We start from the raw sequence: 18,010 nt of genomic DNA, 5'->3' as shown, positions 1-18,010 counted from the left end.
TCAGCGGATTCCATCGGGGCCAGCGGGATTCCACCCGCATATAGGCCGGATATAAAGTTGCAGCCGAATCTGTTTGGCAAATCGTAGAAATGCCTGGCAAACGGGAGGCGTTCATATAGAGTGTTTCTGGCCACCGTGCTTGCCGCAGCAAGGACGGTTTGTAAAGGCCCCGGGACACCACTCCCGTGTATGCGGTATGTTCACTGCTTGCCCGCGCCGCATGCGCGTATGGCGCCGCGAACCGCTCCTTGTAGAAGCCTGATCGCGGTAGGACCAGTTACCCAGGGTCCATGGGGTGTGCCTCGCACACGTTGTCGGCCCACGAGGGGCAAGGTTGGCAAGCAGCGTTCTGCTGCGCTGATAGCGGTAGATCCGCTGTCACTGGCCTGCGTCACTGAGAAAACAGCGGCGGAGCCCATATAGCGCTTGGTTGCTAGCGCGTCGTCACTGGCAGCAGGCCGCCAGTAACGACGCGCGGTTTGCGCCGCGGACTAGGGCGGCGTATCGACATGCACGCGGCGGCAGATCGCCGCGTGAGGTGGGGACGGTGCGTGAATGCGCACGATGTGACGCGCATCGTCCTCTGGGGAAGGATGCGCAATAAGGATGCAGCCAATCCAGGCTGATCGCAGGTTCGCTCAAAGGCGAAGCCAATCTAAAAACAAATGTGGAGACTAAGGGCGCGTGACGAGCGCTACGCCTGGCGCGATGCCAAGATGCGCGAAGGGCGATCCTTCGCGTCGAAAAACATATTGTCCTCCACCTGGCATCGCGCCGGCATCACCAGCATGAAATTCTCGTCGATTTATTTGTCGCGAAAGCTGCAACCCCCTCTTCACTGCACATCTGATCGGCTGTCCGAAGTAATAACGATCCTGGCGCCGTCACGCAACTCCGCGCGAGCGCACACCGAGAGCTAACGCGAAAGCAGTGGAGCACATTTACCGGCGCGAGCCTATCCTGCATTAGCCAACTTCGCTCCATTTCGCTTGATAATATCAAGCTCCGCGATGCATCCAAGCTAGCTAGCAACCCTAAACTTCACGGCATGGGGCGACACGAGAAAAAATCTAGCAGCACTAACCCACACAAGAATGATGCTGTACGCCATCCCCTTCTGCAATACTTATAGCGCTGCCGCAAGTACCTCGCTACTCGAAACGGCTACTTTACCTAAAGGCTTTTCGAGATAAGAAAGGGGAGAACATGGACACCACCAAAACCGTACCAGGCACGCGTCGCTTGATCCGCATTCGCGAAGTGCTGCAGCTATGCGGCATGTCGCGCGCGACACTGTACCGCGAAATTAAACTGCATATGTTCCCCGCACCGGTGAAGCTGTCGGCTCGTTCGGTGGCGTGGCTGTACGATGACGTGATGCAGTGGATCGACGCGCGCGTCGCGCAGCGTGGCCCGGCCTTTCAGACCAACAGCCAGGTCACCTCACGCGACACCAAGAAGGAATCGGCGATCGGTTCCGTCCATTGCCAGTCACCGGGAAAGCCTAAATAACTTCGGCGCCGGCGAGGCTTATCGATAACCGATGCCGCTCTGGATCTTCACCCTGTTTGTCGCATACGCGGTGAGTACGCCTTATCGTCAGCACGACGCATCCTGCTCCTCGTATCGTTCATCGCGCTGACCAATTGTTCCATGCTCATCCCACTCTGCAAATAACTTGCGGCAAGCGCTGTCGCTACGCTTTCTAGCTGGCGATATATGGTCTGTAACCCGTCTTGCTCGACTTGCCGGATGGCGGCCTGCTGGATGTTATGCCCGGCTTCATCGGTGGGGATGCGTTCCAGCGAGGGAAATAAGGCAGCTTCGAGATCGTGGATAGCGTGCCGGCTAGCATGCAAAATGCTCGACTGCACATGTTCCCACTCGGGCTCGTCAAATATTTCATCGATTGGAATCGGCTTTGGTAGTGGATACAGTTTTTTCCGATTAAATTCTATTCCAGGATCCTGCTCCGGTTCCAATATCTGATGCGCAGTGAGTCTATGTTCGCGAGCTTTGTCGATGGCGACTTCAGGATACCGGCCAAACGTAAGAACATATTCTCGGCCGTCACGCTGGCAATACTTCATACGCCAGATCTTGCTTCCGCCAGGCGTCACTTCGAGGTACAGACCGGCACCGTCAAATAGTTTATATGGTTTCTCTTTTGGAGCAGCTTGCTCGATGAGCGTATCGGTAAGGGGCAAAACATATTTAGACATGATGGTCTCCTGTTCCGTCATCTCGTTTGTATTCACTTTTAACCAGCGTTAACCTTGATCGTTTCGGCGACCCGCCCTTTCCGCTGACGGCGTCGATGTAATCAGCCCAGTCCTGCATCATCTTGCGTCGCTCGACAAGGAACTGAGCGCGGTCGTAAGCGCTGGCGACCTTGTCTTTTGGCGCATGCGCCAGCTGCCGATCCACGACCTCATGCCGGTATCCCAAGCGCTCCTTGATCGTGCTCATCGCTAGCGCCCGAAACCCGTGGCCGGTCATCTTCCCCTTGTAACCCATGCGCCCCAGCGCGACCAAAATCGTGTTGTTACTGATCGGTTTCTTGGGATCGCGCTGGTTCGGGAATAGATGCTTGCTGCGCCCGGTGATGGCATGCAATTCGCGCAGCAACGCCAATGCCTGCCGGGACAGGCAAACGTGATGGTTAGTCATGTCCGGATTGACGGTCAGCTTGCCGCGCTTCATGCGCTGCCAAGGAATGATCCATTCGCCGCGCTCCAGGTCGATCTCGCTCCAGGGCGTTTCGATCAACTCGCTGGTCCGCACAAAGATCAGTAGCATCAGGCGGAGTGCGATCCGCGTCGGCGCGAACATGCGTGCCTCGTTCCGCTCCAATATGGTAAGGAACTGTGGCAGTTCATCGGCGTCGATGGCGGCGAAATGCCCAGTGCGTACAGTTTTCAGCACGTCCTTCATATCGGATACAAGATTCTGGCTGATAAAACCGCACTGGATCGCATAGCTGAAAATTTGCGAACACACAGCTTTCAGGCGGTGCGCCACTTCGTTCGCGCCGCGATCTTCGATCTTGCGCAACACGACAATCAGGTCGCGATGTTTGATCTCATCGATAGGCATGCGGCCAATTGCCGGGAAGATATCCGCTTGCAGGCGCTGGATGGTGTTCTTGGCCGTTCGGTCGCTCCACGTCGGCACTTTATTGGCGTGCCACTCGCGGGCGATCTTCTCGAACGTGTTGGATGCCTTTTCCTTGAGCAGGCGCTTGGCGTCATCGCGGTGCTTGGCCGGATCTATCCCTTGCAGCAGAAGACGGCGGGCCGCCAGGCGCTTTTCTCGCGCCTCGTGCAAGGTGATTTCCGGATAAGGGCCGAACGTCAGCGTGTTTTCTTTGCCGTTGGCCTGGCGGAACTTAAACCGCCAGATGCGGGAGCCGGTGGGCGCGACGTCCAGGTACATTCCGTCACCGTCGAACATCTTGTACGGCTTCTCACGCGGCTTGGCGTTACGGACGAGTAAGTCTGTCAGAGGAGTAATGATCTTGGGCATGGCGACCTCCTATGCGGCCTGCTGTAAAGATCAATATAGTCCTTTTTTTAAGTTTTTGGGGCACCGTGCGGTGTCCTGTTGAGCTGGAGCCCCCAAACTTGCACGCACCGGAGTTGGACGTCGGGAGCCGTCCTGATGCGTCCAGAAACAAAAAAACCGCTTAGATTCAAGATCTTAAGCGGTTTTTTTGCGACGGTTTAGACGTCTGTGTACTTCCTGAGCTGTATCCTTGGCGGAGAGAGGGGGATTCGAACCCCCGATAGGCTATGAACCTATACACGCTTTCCAGGCGTGCGACTTCAACCACTCATCCACCTCTCCTGCATTACTTTCCCCTTTCGGAGAAGCCGCGAATTATAGCAAAGATTCCAAAGAGTACCAACATTATTTGCCGCTCCGGTATCTTTGCTACCTTCAGCGCCCATCTTGAACGTTCGGCTACGGCAAACTCAGTATGGACTCCCGCTTTCGCGGGAGCGACGCAGTCGATCAGGAAGCTTCCTTCAACTGCTCCAAAATCGCCGGATTCTCCAACGTGGACACATCCTGCGTAATCACCTCGCCTTTAGCCAACACGCGCAGCAAGCGCCGCATGATCTTGCCCGAACGCGTCTTCGGCAAATTATCCCCAAAACGAATCTCCTTCGGCTTGGCGATCGGACCAATCTCCTTGGCCACCCAATTGCGCAGCTCCAGCGCCAGCTTCTTGGCCTCATCCCCAGTCGGACGCGCCTGCTTCAGCACCACAAACGCGCAGATCGACTCACCCGTCGTATCATCCGGCTTGCCCACCACCGCAGCCTCAGCCACCAACGGATTGGCCACCAGCGCAGATTCAATCTCCATCGTCCCCATACGGTGACCCGACACATTCAACACATCATCGATACGCCCGGTGATGGTGAAGTAGCCCGTATCCTTGTTCCGGATCGCGCCATCGCCAGCCAGGTACATCTTGCCGCCCAGCTCCTCCGGGAAGTAGCTCGACTTGAAGCGCTCAGGATTGTTCCAGATGGTACGGATCATCGAAGGCCAAGGACGCTTGACGACCAGAATACCGCCCTGCCCGTTCGCCACATCCACACCAGCCTCGTCCACGATGGCCGCCATGATGCCCGGCAGCGGCAAGGTGCACGAACCCGGCACCATCGGCGTCGCGCCTGGCAACGGGGTGATCATGTGGCCGCCGGTCTCGGTCTGCCAGAAGGTATCGACGATCGGGCACTTCTCGCCGCCCACCTGCGTGTAGTACCACATCCACGCTTCCGGATTGATCGGCTCACCCACCGTGCCCAGCAAACGCAGCGACGACAGGTCGTAATTTTTCGGATGCACTTTCGGATCCACATCCGACGCCTTGATCAGCGAACGGATCGCCGTCGGCGCGGTGTAGAAGATGCTGACCTTGTGCTTGGCGATGGTGTCCCAGAAGCGGCCGGCGTTCGGGAAAGTCGGCACGCCTTCGAATACCACTTGCGTCGCGCCCACCGCCGTCGGACCGTAGGCGATGTAGCTGTGGCCCGTCACCCAGCCGATATCGGCCGTGCACCAGTACACATCGCTAGGCTTGATGTCGAAAGACCACTTCATCGTCAGCGCGGCCCACAGCAGGTAACCGCCGCTCGAATGCTGCACACCCTTGGGCGTGCCGGTCGAGCCCGACGTGTACAGGATGAACAGCGGATGCTCGGCATCCACCCACTCCGGCTCGCACTCGGCAGGCTGGTTGGCCACCAACTCATGCAGCCACAGGTCGCGACCCGCCTGGAAGTTGATGTTGCCGCCGGTGCGCTTGTAGACGATCACGTCCTTGATGGTGTCGCAGCCGCCCAGCGCCAGCGCTTCGTCGACGATGGCTTTCAACGGCAGGTTCTTGCCGCCGCGCAGTTGCTCGTCGGCGGTGATCACGGCTACCGCGCCGGCGTCGATGATGCGCTCCTGCAGCGATTTGGCGGAGAAGCCGCCAAACACCACCGAGTGCGTGGCGCCGATGCGCGCACAGGCCTGCATCGCAGCCACGCCTTCCACCGACATCGACATGTAGATGATCACGCGATCACCCTTCTTGATGCCGCGCGATTTCAGGCCGTTGGCGAATTTGCAGACTTTCTCGTGCAGTTCCTTGTAGCTGACGTTGACCGACTTGCCGTCGTCCGCTTCGAAGATGATGGCGGTCTTGTCGGCGTTGCCGTTTTGCAGATTGCGGTCCAGGCAGTTGTACGACACGTTCAGGTGGCCGTCTTCAAACCATTTGTAGAACGGCGCGTTGTCTTCGTTCAGGACTTTGGTGAACGGCTTTTGCCAGACCAGGTTTTCCTTCGCCAGGCGGCCCCAGAAGCCTTCGTAGTCGGCCTCAGCTTCCGCGCACAGCGCGTTGTAGGCTTCCATGCCGGCTACGGTGGCCTGCGCCACAAACTCCGCCGGGGGTGTAAAGACGCGGGATTCCTGTGGACCTTGTTGGGTGGTAGTGCTGCTCATACGTGTCTCCAGTGTTTGAATTCGTTTGCCATAAACATAAACTTCGTCGCTTACTGAGCCCTTACAGATTGGTGATCCCCGGCGGAGGATGTAATGCCCTATGCAATTTTACCAATATTTCATCAACCATACGTAGTAGCCACACGCCGCTGCGATTGCTGGGCAGCACGTGTAAAATGTCGGCTATCCCACTAGCATGCACCAATTCAAGGAGTCCCGCCGTAATGACCAAGCCACAACCGAAGCTGCGACCGCTGCCCGCCTTTATCTTCATGACGCGCTGGCTCCAGTTGCCGCTGTACCTGGGCTTGATCCTGGCGCAGTGCGTCTACGTGTTCCATTTCTGGGTCGAGCTGAAAGACTTGATCGGCGCCATCCTGGGCAACGAGGCCGCGCTCCAGCACATATTCCAGGCCGTCGCCGTGCCCGGCGCGCCGGTGCCGGCCAAACTCAACGAAACCACCATCATGCTGGTCGTGCTCGGCCTGATCGACGTCGTCATGATCTCCAACCTGCTGGTGATGGTCATCATCGGCGGCTACGAGACCTTTATCTCGCGCATGAATCTCGATACCCACCCGGATCAGCCGGAATGGCTGTCGCACGTGAACGCCTCCGTGCTGAAGACCAAGCTGGCGATGGCCATCATCGGCATCTCGTCCATCCATTTGCTGAAGACCTTTATCAATGCCAGCGTCTACGATGAAAAGACGCTGATCGCCCAAACCGGCATCCACGCGGTCTTCCTGCTGTCGGCGCTGGCGATCTCGTACACCGACCGCATCACCACGCTGACCCACAACGAATCCCACTAAGTATCCCACTAACCCACGCGAGAACATCATGACCATCATAAAGCAAGAAGACCTGATCGAATCCGTTGCCGCCGCGCTCCAGTACATCAGCTACTACCATCCTGCCGACTATATCCAGCATCTGGCGCGCGCCTATGACGCCGAGCAAAGCCCGGCCGCCAAGGATGCGATCGCTCAGATCCTGACCAATTCGCGCATGTGCGCGGAAGGCAAGCGTCCGATCTGCCAGGATACCGGCATCGTCAACGTCTTCCTGAAGATCGGCATGGGCGTGCGCTTCGAGGGCTTCTCCGGCACCGTCACCGACGCCGTCAACGAAGGCGTGCGCCGCGCCTACAACTTCGACGACAACAAGCTGCGCGCGTCGATCGTGGCCGACCCGCACTTCGACCGCAAGAACACCAAGGACAACACACCGGCCGTGGTCCACATGGAACTGGTTGAAGGCAACACCGTCGACGTCAAGGTCGCTGCCAAGGGCGGCGGCTCGGAAAACAAATCCAAGATGGTCATGATGAATCCTTCCGATTCGCTGATCGACTGGGTGCTGAAGACCGTGCCGACCATGGGCGCAGGCTGGTGCCCGCCTGGCATGCTGGGCATCGGCATCGGCGGCACCGCCGAGAAGGCGATGCTGATGGCGAAGGAAGTGCTGATGGAAGACATCGACATGTTCGAGCTCAAGCAACGCGGCCCGCAGAACAAGCTGGAAGAACTGCGTATCGAACTGTGCGACCGCATCAACGCGCTGGGCATCGGCGCCCAAGGCCTGGGCGGCCTGACCACCGTGCTGGACGTGAAGATCCTGACCTACCCGACCCACGCCGCTTCCAAGCCGGTCGCGATGATCCCGAACTGCGCCGCCACCCGCCACGGCCACTTCGTACTGGACGGTTCCGGTCCTGCCTACATGACGCCGCCTCCGCTGTCGACCTGGCCTGACGTCAGCTGGGCGCCGGACACCGAAAAATCCAAGCGCGTCGACCTGAACACGCTGACCAAGGAAGAAGTCGCTTCGTGGAAGCCGGGCCAAACCCTGCTGCTGAACGGCAAAATGCTGACCGGCCGCGACGCCGCCCACAAGCGCATCCAGGACATGTTGGCCAAGGGCGAGGAACTGCCGGTGGACTTCAAGAACCGCGTGATCTACTACGTCGGCCCGGTCGATCCGGTGCGCGACGAAGTGGTCGGCCCAGCCGGCCCGACCACCGCCACCCGCATGGACAAGTTCACCGACATGATGCTGGAACAAACCGGCCTGATCGCGATGATCGGCAAGGCCGAGCGCGGCCCTGTGGCGATCGAATCGATCAAGAAGCACAAGTCGGCCTACCTGATGGCGGTCGGCGGCTCGGCCTACCTGGTGTCGAAAGCAATCAAAGGCGCCAAGGTGCTGGGCTTTGCCGACATGGGCATGGAAGCAATCTATGAGTTCGACGTGGTTGACATGCCAGTGACGGTGGCGGTCGATGCCGCCGGTACTTCGGTGCACGAAACCGGTCCGAAGGAATGGAAAGCCAAGATCGAGCAACTGAACGTTCCGGTCGTTACCGCCTGATGCACGCCGCCCGCTCTCCCGGTGCTCCCATCGGTGTCTACGACTCCGGCGTGGGCGGGCTGTCGGTGCTGCGCCACATCCGGGCGCAGCTGCCGGCTGAAGACTTGATCTACTTCGCCGATTCCGGCCATGCGCCCTACGGCGAAAAAACCGAACAATACGTGGTCGACCGCGCGCTGCTGGTCGCCGCCTTCCTGCTGGAACGCGGCATCAAGGCGCTGGTGGTGGCCTGCAACACCGCGACCGTGGCCGCCATCAAGGCGGTGCGGGCGCGCTATCCCGATCTGCCGGTGGTCGGCGTCGAGCCCGGCCTGAAGCCGGCCGCGGCTGCCACGCGCAGCGGCAAGGTCGGCGTGCTGGCGACGGCGCGCACGCTCAAGGGCGAAAAATTCCTGCTGCTGCGCGAGCAGATCAGCGCCGCCACCCAGGCGCAATTCCTGCTGCAACCGTGCGTCGGCCTGGTCGACCAGATTGAACTGGGCGACCTGGACACCCCCGCCATCGCCGCGCTGCTGGAGCAATATGTGGCGCCGCTGCTGGACCAGGGCGCCGATACGCTGGTGCTCGGCTGCACCCACTACCCTTTCGTCAAGTCGGGCATAGAACGCGTGCTGCACGCTCACGGCCACCCCGACGTGACGCTGATCGATACCGGCGACGCCGTGGCCCGCCAACTGGGGCGCCTGCTGGACGCCGCCGGCCTGCTGCGGCAGAGCGGCGGCGACGCCGCCTCCTTGCACGGTTATACGACGGCGGACGTCAGTGCGCTGGCGCCGGCCTTCGCCAATCTGCTGGGCCTGCATCCGCCGGTGGAAAAGGTTGACGTTTAAACAATCCGGAATTTTTTGAAGAAACATCGCATTTAGATTTGCAGGATTCAAAACTGGCTTGTATAATTCGGCACCTGTCTACGAAACAGTAGACAAAGCGAAGTAAATCAGTGGTGGCTGTAGCTCAGTTGGTAGAGTCCAGGATTGTGATTCCTGTTGTCGTGGGTTCGAGCCCCATCAGCCACCCCACCGAATTCGCGGTAAAACATAAAGCTTACAAGCGCGTGCTTGTGAGCTTTTTTGTTTTGGGCGGCCGATCCGCACACACCTCAATGCAGCCGGAAAAACCGCCGTATGCTCGCCACGTAGTTGGCTTGCTGTACCTGCTCGGGCTCGGCATGGTCGCTGCGGATGGCGCTCAGCACCTGGTTGCGGTCGCTCAGCACATGGGCGAATTCGTCCGCCAGCTCGGGACGCTCGTGCAGGATGGATGCAAAATTTTCCTTGTCCAGCCGATAGCACAGCGCATCGGTCTTGGCGGTGACGGTGGCGCCGCGCGGCGCGCCGGTCAGCAGGCCGATCTCGCCGAACACATCGCCGGCCTTGAGCGTGGCGCAATGGAGGCGCTCCTGCCCTTCGGCCTCGAACCACACGTCGGCCTCGCCGCCGACCAGCAAATACAGCCAGTGCGCCACCGCGCCTTGCCGGGTGATGGTGTCGCCCTTGACGAACGGCGTGTGGCGCAGCGCCTTGGCGAGCTTGGCCAGTTCCTCCTCGGTGAGGCCGGAAAACAGCGCGACCTTGGCCAGGGCCTGCTTGCGCACGTCCATTTCCGCCGCCAGCCGGGCGCTCGAGCGCCGCTCCGAATCGGCGTTCAGGCGGATGTCCATGCAAGGATGGGCCAGCGACAAACTCTGCCGCTGCAAGGCGCTGTAGAAATGGATGCGCACGGCGGAATCGGTGCCGTCGTCGTGGGCCGGGTTGGTCAGCCAGTAGCGCACCGCGTACTGGATCAAGCCTTCGCGGTAATCGACGACGATGCATTCGGGCGGCCGGGCAGACGAGATATGCTCGATATGGGTCTGGCGCAGCGCCGTCTGGACGGTGGCGATCACTTGTTGCGGCGGCACCCCATTCTCGATCCAGAAATTCACCCAGCGTCGGAACTCCGGCTTGCTCTCGCGGCTGTAGACGTCCACTTTCGATTTCATCAGCACGCTGTTGGGAATGACGATCAGGCTGCCGTTATTGGTCTGCACGGCCGTGTGACGCCAATGGACTTCCACCACTTTGCCGCGCACGTCGTCGATCTTGATCCAATCGCCGATGCGGACCGAGTTGTCCAGTTGCAGCGCCAGGCCGCCCAGGATATTGCCCAGCGTTTCCTGCATCGAAAATGCCACCACGCCGGTGATCACCGCCGAGGTGGTCACCAGGCCGCTCAGGTCCAGGCCGGCCACGCGCAGCCACACCAGGCCCCAGACGATGTAGGTGATCACCAGCAGGATGTCTTCCATGATGCGCGGCGGGTGCATGCGCAGCGCCGGCAGCAGCACGCGGAACGCGGTCAGGCCGAGGATGCGTATCAGCAGCAGCCCGAAGCCGAGCATGGAGGCGCTTTCGAGCAGGCTGGCGGCCTGGCGCTGGTCCATGTCGATCATCAGCTTGCTGGAGAGGCTGAGCAGCAGGCACAAGCCGCCGAACAACAGATTGTGGCGGAACATGTGCGGGCTGTCCGGATCGGAGCGGGTCAGCAGCAGCTGCAGCACGCTGCAGATGAGGACGGCGGCAACCAGACCGGCGTGCCATGGATTGATCCACGGGCCATCTATCGTCAGCATCCCGGCTCCTCATTCGTTGCTACCTTGCATGTATTGTGAACCGATCCCACCCCATGCGCAACGCGCGTGCGTCGTTACAAAAATTTGTGCACTGCTGTTGCCTAATGGAACTAGATTGACGCTACAATGAACGTCTGTGCATCCGCATGCAACGCCTCCCCTTTTCCAGATTAAGCCCAGCCATGTCCCAAGAGAGAACACCCCTGCACGAAGTCGCCACCTACAGCAAGGACACGCCGGTCGGTTGTCCCGATGTCAACGGGCGCGCCGCCGTGTTCGTGCCGACCGCGCTGTTTGACGTGAACGCTTCCACCACCATCCGCAAAGGCGCCGGCATCGTCGGCTACGGCAACCCGGATGGTTCGCTGACCGTCTACTTCGAAGCCAACCGCTTCGACGAGAGCAGCCTGCACAAGTGGGAAAACAAGGCCCGCAAGGCCTACGACCGCATGGTGGCCGGCGCGCCGACCGTGTCCAAGGCCAAGATGGACCCGAAGATGGTCGAACAGATCGGCTACATCGACGGCACCGGCATCCAGCTCAAGCAGCCGGAACAATTGCAACACTGGCTGCAAGTGTCGAACGCCATGGACACCGCGCCCAGCGATGCCTTCATCGTCTGGAAGACCAAGTAAAAGTTAGCATAAAGACAGAGACGGGCAGTAGTCCTACAAAGCGTCGGACATTCGGCTGATGCCGGTCCTGCAACTCCCGGGGTATTCTGGAATCACTGGAAGTCCAACCCCTCGGGAGTTTGTCATGGCACGCTACCTCCATATCGCCTTCGGCGCCTTGCTGCTCAGCCTGGCCTGCGCATCGACCTACGTGTTGTGCTCGGAAAACGCCTTGCAAGACCAAACCGTCTCGCTCTACCATCTGCGCTAAGTCCTCACTCGCGCAAGCCCAGCATATTCACCAGGCGGTTCAAGTCGCCCTCTTCCCGGATAATCTCGGCCATCAGCTCGGGCAGCGGCATGCGCCCCCAGTTGACGGCGCGCCGCAGCAGATAGGGCGTCGGGCTGTGCGGCTCCACCAGGCTCAGATAATCGGCGATCGCCCCCAGCGCGGCGTAGGCCTCGTCGCGGTTCTTCCAGCCTGACAGGGCCACCGCCGGCGGCGCCAGGCCGGCCGCCATGCCGATCACTTCCTCGCTGCCTTGCGGCTGTTCCGGCGTCGTCATTTCTTCTTCCTTTTGCTCGGGGACCAGCTGTTGCAGCACGCGCTCCACCGCCACCAGCGTCCCCTTCAGTTTAGACAGATTCGGCGCCTGCGCACCCAGTTGCAGGTCGACAAAAGCCAACATGGTTTCCAGGCAGTTCAGGCAGCGATGCACCACTTGCAGGCGGATAGCCAGCTCGCGCCCCAGCCGCTGATGGGCGTAAGCGATCACTTCGATGCGGGTCAGCGGCGCCTCGCCGTCGGCGTTGGCCTGCGCCTCGCCCGGATGGCCGGCCAGTTCGCGCGCCGTCATGCGCTCCCAGTCGGACAGGCTCTGCGCCGGCGGCTTGCGGCCGTTGATTTTCAGGATGGGCACATGCACCCGCACCGTCGCCGCCAGCGATTCGTTGAGCCACTCCAGCGGCGCGATGCGGGCGTCGGCGTCGCCGTCCTGGATGGCCGGATGCAGGCTGTCCCAGAACTGCCGCAGCAGCCGGTCCACCAGGCTCAGGCCGCGATACAGGCCGTCGATGCCGTACTGCCGGGTCCACGCCTCCAGCAGCCAGGCGGCGATCTGCAAATCCTTGGAACGGCTGCCCAGCATGCTCTTGCAGCGCTCCTCGATCAGCGGCCAGTCGGCCTTCTTCAGCGGCCGCTCCCATTGGCCCATCGGCAGGCTGGGGTCGTCCTCCTCGCGCGCCAGCCGGATCTCGGTAAAGATCGGATCGTAGCGCAGCGCCGGGCCGCTGGGCTGGTCGCCGGCCAGGGGCTTGAGCAACTGTTCCAGCTCCTGCTGGTGTTCCATGCTCATCAGGGAGAGCGGTATCGGCAGGCTGGGTGCGTTCATAGGGGCGGTCGGGGTCTCGATACTGGGTGTACGCTCATCGGAAATCAAGTGGCGCGCCTTGTCGACCAGGTTGAGCAGATTGTCTTTGATGGTCGCCATGCGCGGTTCCGTCTACGGTAGCATCTTGCTGAGCTGGCACGCAAAAAACTTCGCCGCCAGCGGCGAGGTCAGCTTGTGCAAGTCCACCACCGTGGCGCCGGTGGGCACATAAATCTTCTCCGACAGCGCCAGCAGCCGGCCGGTATCGAAACCGTCGTCGATCTCGTGCATGGCGATCAGCACATGGTCGGAGCCGTTGTCCAGCAAGGCCTGGAAGGGATTGGGGCCGGCGTAGTGCGAGGGCCAGCCGTCGTCGATGCAGGGATGCAGGTTGTAGAAGCCCAGCCTCGGCCACTCGAACAGGCGGGCGTCGATGCGCTGGCCGAAGGTGGCGGCGATGCACAGGTCGGGCTTCCACTGATCCTCGTAGAGCCGGTAGAACTCGTCCGTCTTGACGCGGCCCTTGTACGGCACGATGCCGTGCGACAGCGCCAGCCGCTCCACCATCAGCTCCTCGGCCGGGGTGTGCGGGTAGGCCCAGACCCGGCGCCCACGGCTGACATGGCCGGAGCCGACGTCGTCGGTGGCCACGCCAACCACCCGCACGCGCTGCGCCAGCGGCCCCTTGAGCAGTTCGCTCAGCACGTGGAAGCCGCGATGGAAGCTGCCGAACATGGCAACGCGCACGAGAGGTGGTGGCAAGGATGACATGGCAAAACCTCGATAAACCCGGCCTACCAGGCCGGCGCCTTGACGGGGAACACCGGCGGCCACACCAGCGGCGTGCGCTTGCCGGCCGCGCTCACGGTCAGCCGCACATACACCTTGGCGCGGCTGTCGCGGGTGGCGATGCGGCCGTCGCCGACCGCGCTCAGCGGGAACTCGAACCTGAGCAATTGCGAACGCGCGCCGGCGGCGGGCGCCGCTTCGGCCTCGCGGTAGGCCGACACCAGGCTGAACAATGCCCACGGATCGTCGAAGCGGTAGCTGACGGTGCGCTCGTCGACCGCCATGCCGGGATGGCCGGCCTCGCCCTTGGGCACCACCGGGCCGTCCTGCGCCAGCCGCAAGGTCAGCACCACCGGCAGCCCCGGCTCCCAGCGCAGCGGCCGTGGCGCGTCGCGCTGGTGCACGGTCTGGCCGCCGATCGCCAGCGACCAGTCGATGATCTTGTTGCCCTCGCTTTCGACGGCGGTGTTGGCGCGGAATTCCACCATCACGTCCAGCCCGGCGGCCTGGCCCTCCTCGGCCGGGTACAGCGGCGCCAGGAATTCGCGCACCTTCTGCATCTGGTCGTCGACCTTGCGCACCGTGCTGGCCGGCGACGGCCGCGTGGCGTCGCGGTCGGACGCCAGCGCCAGCACATGGGCCTGGTCGAACAGCTTGAGCACCACGCCCACCTCCTCGACGTCGGCCGGCACCCGCTCGCCCGCGCCGCCCTTGCCGCCGGCGTCGGGCGTCAGCGCGCGGAACGGCGCGCGGCTGGCCAGGCTGGCGTTGAAGGCGTCGGCGAAGCGGGTCCAGGTGTCCTGGTAGCGGGTCTGCGTCAGCTCGCGGCAGCGCGAGTACAGCCCCGCCTGCAATCCCTGCATGCGCTCGGCGAACAGGTCGCCGGCGCGGCGCTGGGCCGCGCGCGCCGACAGCTTGTCCAGGCAGTTGTCGATGCTCAGCTCGGCCGCGCCGGACAGGATGAACTGCTCCAGCGTGGTCAGGCTGCTGCTCGGGCTCTTCAGCTTGTAGCGGCCGAGGTCGGCCACCGTGGCCTGCCAGCGCAGCACCGACGGCTGGTCGGCGGCGGCGCCGCCCAGTTGCCCCAGCAGCGCTTCCGCGCTCTTGCCGGCGGCTTCGATGAAGCCTATCTGCTGCCCCACGTAAGCGTGCAGGCCACCCATGTCCGAGGCGCCGAAAGCGTCCACCAGCGGTCCCTTGGCGCCGTTCCAGGCGTGGAAGGCGCGGTCGCGCGGCACGAACAGGTCGGCGCGGATCAGCGTGTCGTCCAGCTGTTGCAGGCGGCTCAGCGCATCCTGCGTCAGCACGGCCGACAGCTGCCCGGCCACCTGGGCGCCGCCGTTCTCCTGCAGCCAGGCGCGCACCCGCAAGGCCTTCGCATGGTCGGCCTCGTTGACCGGCGCCGGCAGGCCGCGCGCCGAGACGATGTAGGCCTGCGCCAGCAGGTCGCGCGCGCTGTCGGCCAGCGCGGCGTCGGCCAGGCGGGCGGCCGGGCCCTGCAGCATGGCCGGGAACTTCGGCAGGAAATCGGTTTGCACCCGCTTGCGCGCGTCCGCCAGCGCCAGCACCTGGTCCAGCCGCGTGGCGTCCCAGCTGACGGTGGCGCCGGCCGGCACCTCGGGCAGGCGGCCGACGTGGGTGGACTTCATGAACGGCTGCGACAACAGGCCGTTGAGCGCGTCCAGCAATGCCCGGCGGTCAGGCGCGAAGGTCCACGACGATTTGGCGTCCGACCATTCCAGGCCCTGGCTCAGCCCCAGCGCATGGCTGTCGTCGGCCATCGGCGCGTCCCACTGCGCGCTGAACCAGCGGAAGCCATCCTCGGTCTGGGCCCGCGCGCCGTCGGCCGCCGTCTTGCCCAGCAGCGCAACGCCTTCCACCTGCAGCAGCAGATTGGACCAGGACGGTCCGAGGTCGAGCTTGTCGCGATGCATCCATCCGCCCGTGCCCGTCAACAGATAGGCTTCCTGCGCGTGCAGCGCGCCGCGCAGCGTCTGCCAGGGAACGAGGTTGACCTCGGCTTTCGGATCGCCCTGGTACAGCGCGGTCAGGCTTTCGTTGATGCTTTGTTCGGCCTTGAGCAAACCGTTGTTGCGGAACAGCCGGCTGGACAAGGACTTGACCGCCAGCCCGAACGAACAGGCCGAGGCTTCCTGCATCGGCTCGATGATCAGCGTCGGCTCTCCCTTGGCGACCTTGCGGAACAGCGCGGCGGTGCGCGCCAGGTTGCCGTTCATCTCGCTGTTCAGCAGCACCCGCACCACCAGCGCCAGATCCTCGCCGGACGGCGTGCCGGCATCGGGCGACTTGAGCCGCATCATCGCCTGCACCGCCTGGTCGAGTTGCGCGACCGAATCCACGTAGGCGCTCAGCGTGCCATATTCCAGCGTATTGGCCACGTCCAGCCCGGCGCCGGTCGCCCCGAGCTGCTTCGTGGCCATCGGCGCGGCGCACTGCCCGCCGATGATCAGGGTGCCGGTGCGGGCGTCGAGCGGCTTGCCGGTCAGCTGGCTGACGTGGGCGTAGGCCGAGCGCCGCAGCGGGTCGAAGGCATTCTCGGCAAAGCCCTTTTCCATGCGCCGCTGCACCCGGTCCTGCAGATCGTCGAACCACGGCCAGGAGCCCGGCATGAACGGCGACCACAGGCGGGCATTGGAGAGCTGCTCGATATTCGTCAGCGCCTCGCGCGCGCGCTGCTGGCTCTGCTGCGGATCGACCACATGCTGGCTTTTCTCCAGCTGGCTCATCCTGGTGTCGTGGCTCAGCGTTTGCAGATAGCTCACCACGTCGGCGCCCAGTCCGTGCAGGCGCACGGCGGAAAACACCTGCCCCAGCACCCAGATCACCGGCAGCGCCACGGCGCACCAGCGCGCCACGCGGTTCATCGCCGGACGGCGCATGCGGTGCACCGAAGAGGAACGCACCAGCCCGGCCTCGGCAAAGATCTTGCGCTCGAAAATATCGCGCAGGAAGGCCGGCACCGCGCTGTCGCGTCCGGCCCGGTATGCGGGCGCGTCGGCGGCCGGCGACGGCTCGGCCCAGTCGGGCAAGGCGGCGGTGGCCGCGGCTGCCGGTTCGACCGCCACGAAGCCGTCGTTGTCGGCCGGCGCCGGCGCCTGGCCCTCGCCCAGCAGCGCGGCCTCGTCGCTGCAATCGCCGGTCAGGTAAATGCCGCGCAGCAGGAACGGCTCGTGGTAGGCGCTGGGCCGCATCAGTTCTTCGGCAAACATCTTCAGGCCGGCGCGCAGGCGCTCGACCTGATTGGGCAGCAGGAAGTATTCGCTGCTGTCCGAGTCCGACGGCTCCAGCGCGCACAGCTCGGCGCAGCTGTCGGACAGCGTGCGGCCGACCTCGTTCATCACGGTGTCGATCCACTGCGCCTGGAACGGCGCGACCAGCTCGTGCGGCGACGACCAGCCCAGCATCGAACGGCGCAGCGGTTCCGGCAGCGCCGCCGCGAAACGGGCGAAGCCGGGGATGGTTTCGCAATCGGTGATCGCCAGGTAGATCGGGAAGCGCAGCGCCAGCCGGTTCTGCGCCAGCCACAGGCGGCGGTGGATGGCCTTGGCGCGCGCGGCCAGGTCCAGCTGGCCGGCGCCCTCGACGTCGAGCAGCGCGCTGGCCGGCAGCGCCACCACGATGGAATCGAACGGCCGCTCCGGCCGGTAGTTGCGGCACAGGCCGAGGAAGTCGTCCCAGGTGGTGTTGGCCATGGCGTCGGCGCCGGCCGCGTCGGCGTCGGGCGTGCCCAGCGAGTCCGAGTGCAGCTGCACCGCGATGCCCTGGTCGAAGAAATTCCAGTTGATGCCGTGGGCGCCGGCGGTCAGCGTGCTGTCCGCGCTGAGCGCGCTTTGCAGGCCCGATTGCAGCAGCGGCAGTTCGCGCCCGGCGGCGCCCTCGTTGAGCACCAGCGTCCACGCCAGGCTGTAGCGTTCGGAGCGGGCGGCGATATTGTTTTCGATCAGCTCGACCGCCACGCGGAACGATTGTTTGAGCGAATCGGCGCTGATCTGGCGCGGCTTCTGCTCGGCCGGCTTGTCGGCTTTTTCCGCGCCCTTCATCGCCGCCCAGATGACGATGGCGAACAGCAGCATGACGAGCAGCGTCAGCACCAGCAAGGTGGCTATGGCCGTGTTATCAGACAAGAAGTTCAACACTATGTGCTCATCCCGGAGTAAGTCGTTCCCGCGCAGGCGGGAACCCATACTGCGCCTGACCTGATGCGGCGCATGGATTCCCGCCTGCGCGGG

The 18,010-nt window shown here is 62.9% G+C and carries 13 protein-coding genes and 2 tRNA genes; 7 read left to right on the top strand and 8 right to left on the bottom strand.

The window, feature by feature from the left end; translation table 11 throughout:
• Positions 1 to 1,206: 1,206 nt before the first annotated feature.
• On the top strand, positions 1,207 to 1,512 hold the full coding sequence (locus V6M89_RS01870; protein ID WP_332851556.1) for a helix-turn-helix transcriptional regulator: 306 nt from the start codon (positions 1,207 to 1,209) through the stop codon (positions 1,510 to 1,512).
• A 47-nt stretch (positions 1,513 to 1,559) separates the two neighbouring features.
• Here V6M89_RS01870 and V6M89_RS01865 read toward each other — a convergent pair whose 3' ends face one another.
• The 4 genes from V6M89_RS01865 to acs form a co-directional block, all read right to left on the bottom strand.
• Positions 1,560 to 2,222 (bottom strand): DUF4102 domain-containing protein, encoded by a 663-nt coding sequence (locus V6M89_RS01865; protein ID WP_332851555.1) that lies wholly within the window; start codon positions 2,220 to 2,222, stop codon positions 1,560 to 1,562.
• Positions 2,215 to 3,525 (bottom strand): tyrosine-type recombinase/integrase, encoded by a 1,311-nt coding sequence (locus V6M89_RS01860; RefSeq protein WP_332851554.1) that lies wholly within the window; start codon positions 3,523 to 3,525, stop codon positions 2,215 to 2,217. Before V6M89_RS01860 ends, V6M89_RS01865 begins: the two co-directional genes overlap by 8 nt.
• A 230-nt stretch (positions 3,526 to 3,755) precedes the next feature.
• Positions 3,756 to 3,846 (bottom strand) — tRNA-Ser (locus tag V6M89_RS01855).
• Positions 3,847 to 4,014: 168 nt separating this feature from the next.
• Positions 4,015 to 6,003 carry an acetate--CoA ligase gene (gene acs / locus V6M89_RS01850; protein ID WP_332851553.1) on the bottom strand — a complete coding sequence of 663 codons (1,989 nt, stop codon included), beginning with the start codon at positions 6,001 to 6,003 and terminating at the stop codon, positions 4,015 to 4,017.
• A gap of 224 nt (positions 6,004 to 6,227) precedes the next feature.
• Here acs and V6M89_RS01845 point away from each other — a divergent pair, with 224 nt between their 5' ends.
• The 4 genes from V6M89_RS01845 to V6M89_RS01830 all read left to right on the top strand — a co-directional run bounded on the left by V6M89_RS01845 (position 6,228) and on the right by V6M89_RS01830 (position 9,395).
• Positions 6,228 to 6,818 (top strand): YqhA family protein, encoded by a 591-nt coding sequence (locus V6M89_RS01845; RefSeq protein ID WP_332851552.1) that lies wholly within the window; start codon positions 6,228 to 6,230, stop codon positions 6,816 to 6,818.
• A gap of 28 nt (positions 6,819 to 6,846) precedes the next feature.
• Positions 6,847 to 8,376, top strand: coding sequence for a fumarate hydratase (locus V6M89_RS01840; RefSeq protein ID WP_332851551.1), 1,530 nt, complete (start codon positions 6,847 to 6,849; stop codon positions 8,374 to 8,376).
• Complete coding sequence (gene murI / locus V6M89_RS01835; RefSeq protein WP_332851550.1) at positions 8,376 to 9,206, top strand: glutamate racemase; 831 nt, start codon at positions 8,376 to 8,378, stop codon at positions 9,204 to 9,206. The genes V6M89_RS01840 and murI overlap by 1 nt, the downstream gene beginning before the upstream one ends.
• Before the next feature lie 113 nt (positions 9,207 to 9,319).
• A tRNA-His gene (locus V6M89_RS01830) sits at positions 9,320 to 9,395 on the top strand.
• Positions 9,396 to 9,475: 80 nt separating this feature from the next.
• On the opposite strand, the gene V6M89_RS01825 is transcribed toward V6M89_RS01830, so the two are convergent.
• The gene (locus V6M89_RS01825; RefSeq protein ID WP_332851549.1) at positions 9,476 to 10,987 is read right to left on the bottom strand and encodes a mechanosensitive ion channel family protein; all 1,512 of its coding nucleotides are present in this window, start codon (positions 10,985 to 10,987) and stop codon (positions 9,476 to 9,478) included.
• Between the two features lie 182 nt (positions 10,988 to 11,169).
• On the opposite strand from V6M89_RS01825, the gene V6M89_RS01820 reads away from it, so the two are divergent.
• Positions 11,170 to 11,622, top strand: a complete 453-nt coding sequence (locus V6M89_RS01820; RefSeq protein WP_332851548.1) for a hypothetical protein — start codon at positions 11,170 to 11,172, stop codon at positions 11,620 to 11,622.
• Positions 11,623 to 11,746: 124 nt separating this feature from the next.
• Positions 11,747 to 11,872 carry a hypothetical protein gene (locus tag V6M89_RS01815; RefSeq protein WP_332851547.1) on the top strand — a complete coding sequence of 42 codons (126 nt, stop codon included), beginning with the start codon at positions 11,747 to 11,749 and terminating at the stop codon, positions 11,870 to 11,872.
• A gap of 4 nt (positions 11,873 to 11,876) precedes the next feature.
• Here the strand turns inward: V6M89_RS01815 and tssA are convergent, their stop codons facing one another.
• Genes tssA through V6M89_RS01800 form a run of 3 tightly spaced genes read right to left on the bottom strand, consistent with a single transcriptional unit; the run spans position 11,877 to position 17,905 of the window.
• Entirely contained in the window at positions 11,877 to 13,091 is a 1,215-nt protein-coding gene (tssA, locus tag V6M89_RS01810; RefSeq protein ID WP_332851546.1) for a type VI secretion system protein TssA, read from the bottom strand.
• Positions 13,092 to 13,103: 12 nt separating this feature from the next.
• On the bottom strand, positions 13,104 to 13,742 hold the full coding sequence (locus V6M89_RS01805) for a formyltransferase family protein (RefSeq protein ID WP_332851545.1): 639 nt from the start codon (positions 13,740 to 13,742) through the stop codon (positions 13,104 to 13,106).
• Between the two features lie 23 nt (positions 13,743 to 13,765).
• Positions 13,766 to 17,905, bottom strand: a complete 4,140-nt coding sequence (locus tag V6M89_RS01800; RefSeq protein ID WP_332851544.1) for a type VI secretion system protein — start codon at positions 17,903 to 17,905, stop codon at positions 13,766 to 13,768.
• Positions 17,906 to 18,010: the final 105 nt, after the last annotated feature.

Origin of the sequence: Duganella sp. S19_KUP01_CR8, assembly GCF_036688705.1 — a bacterium.
In the GTDB taxonomy this organism is placed as follows: Bacteria; Pseudomonadota; Gammaproteobacteria; order Burkholderiales; family Burkholderiaceae_D; genus Rugamonas.
This window is presented reverse-complemented; position numbering and strand designations above follow the sequence as displayed.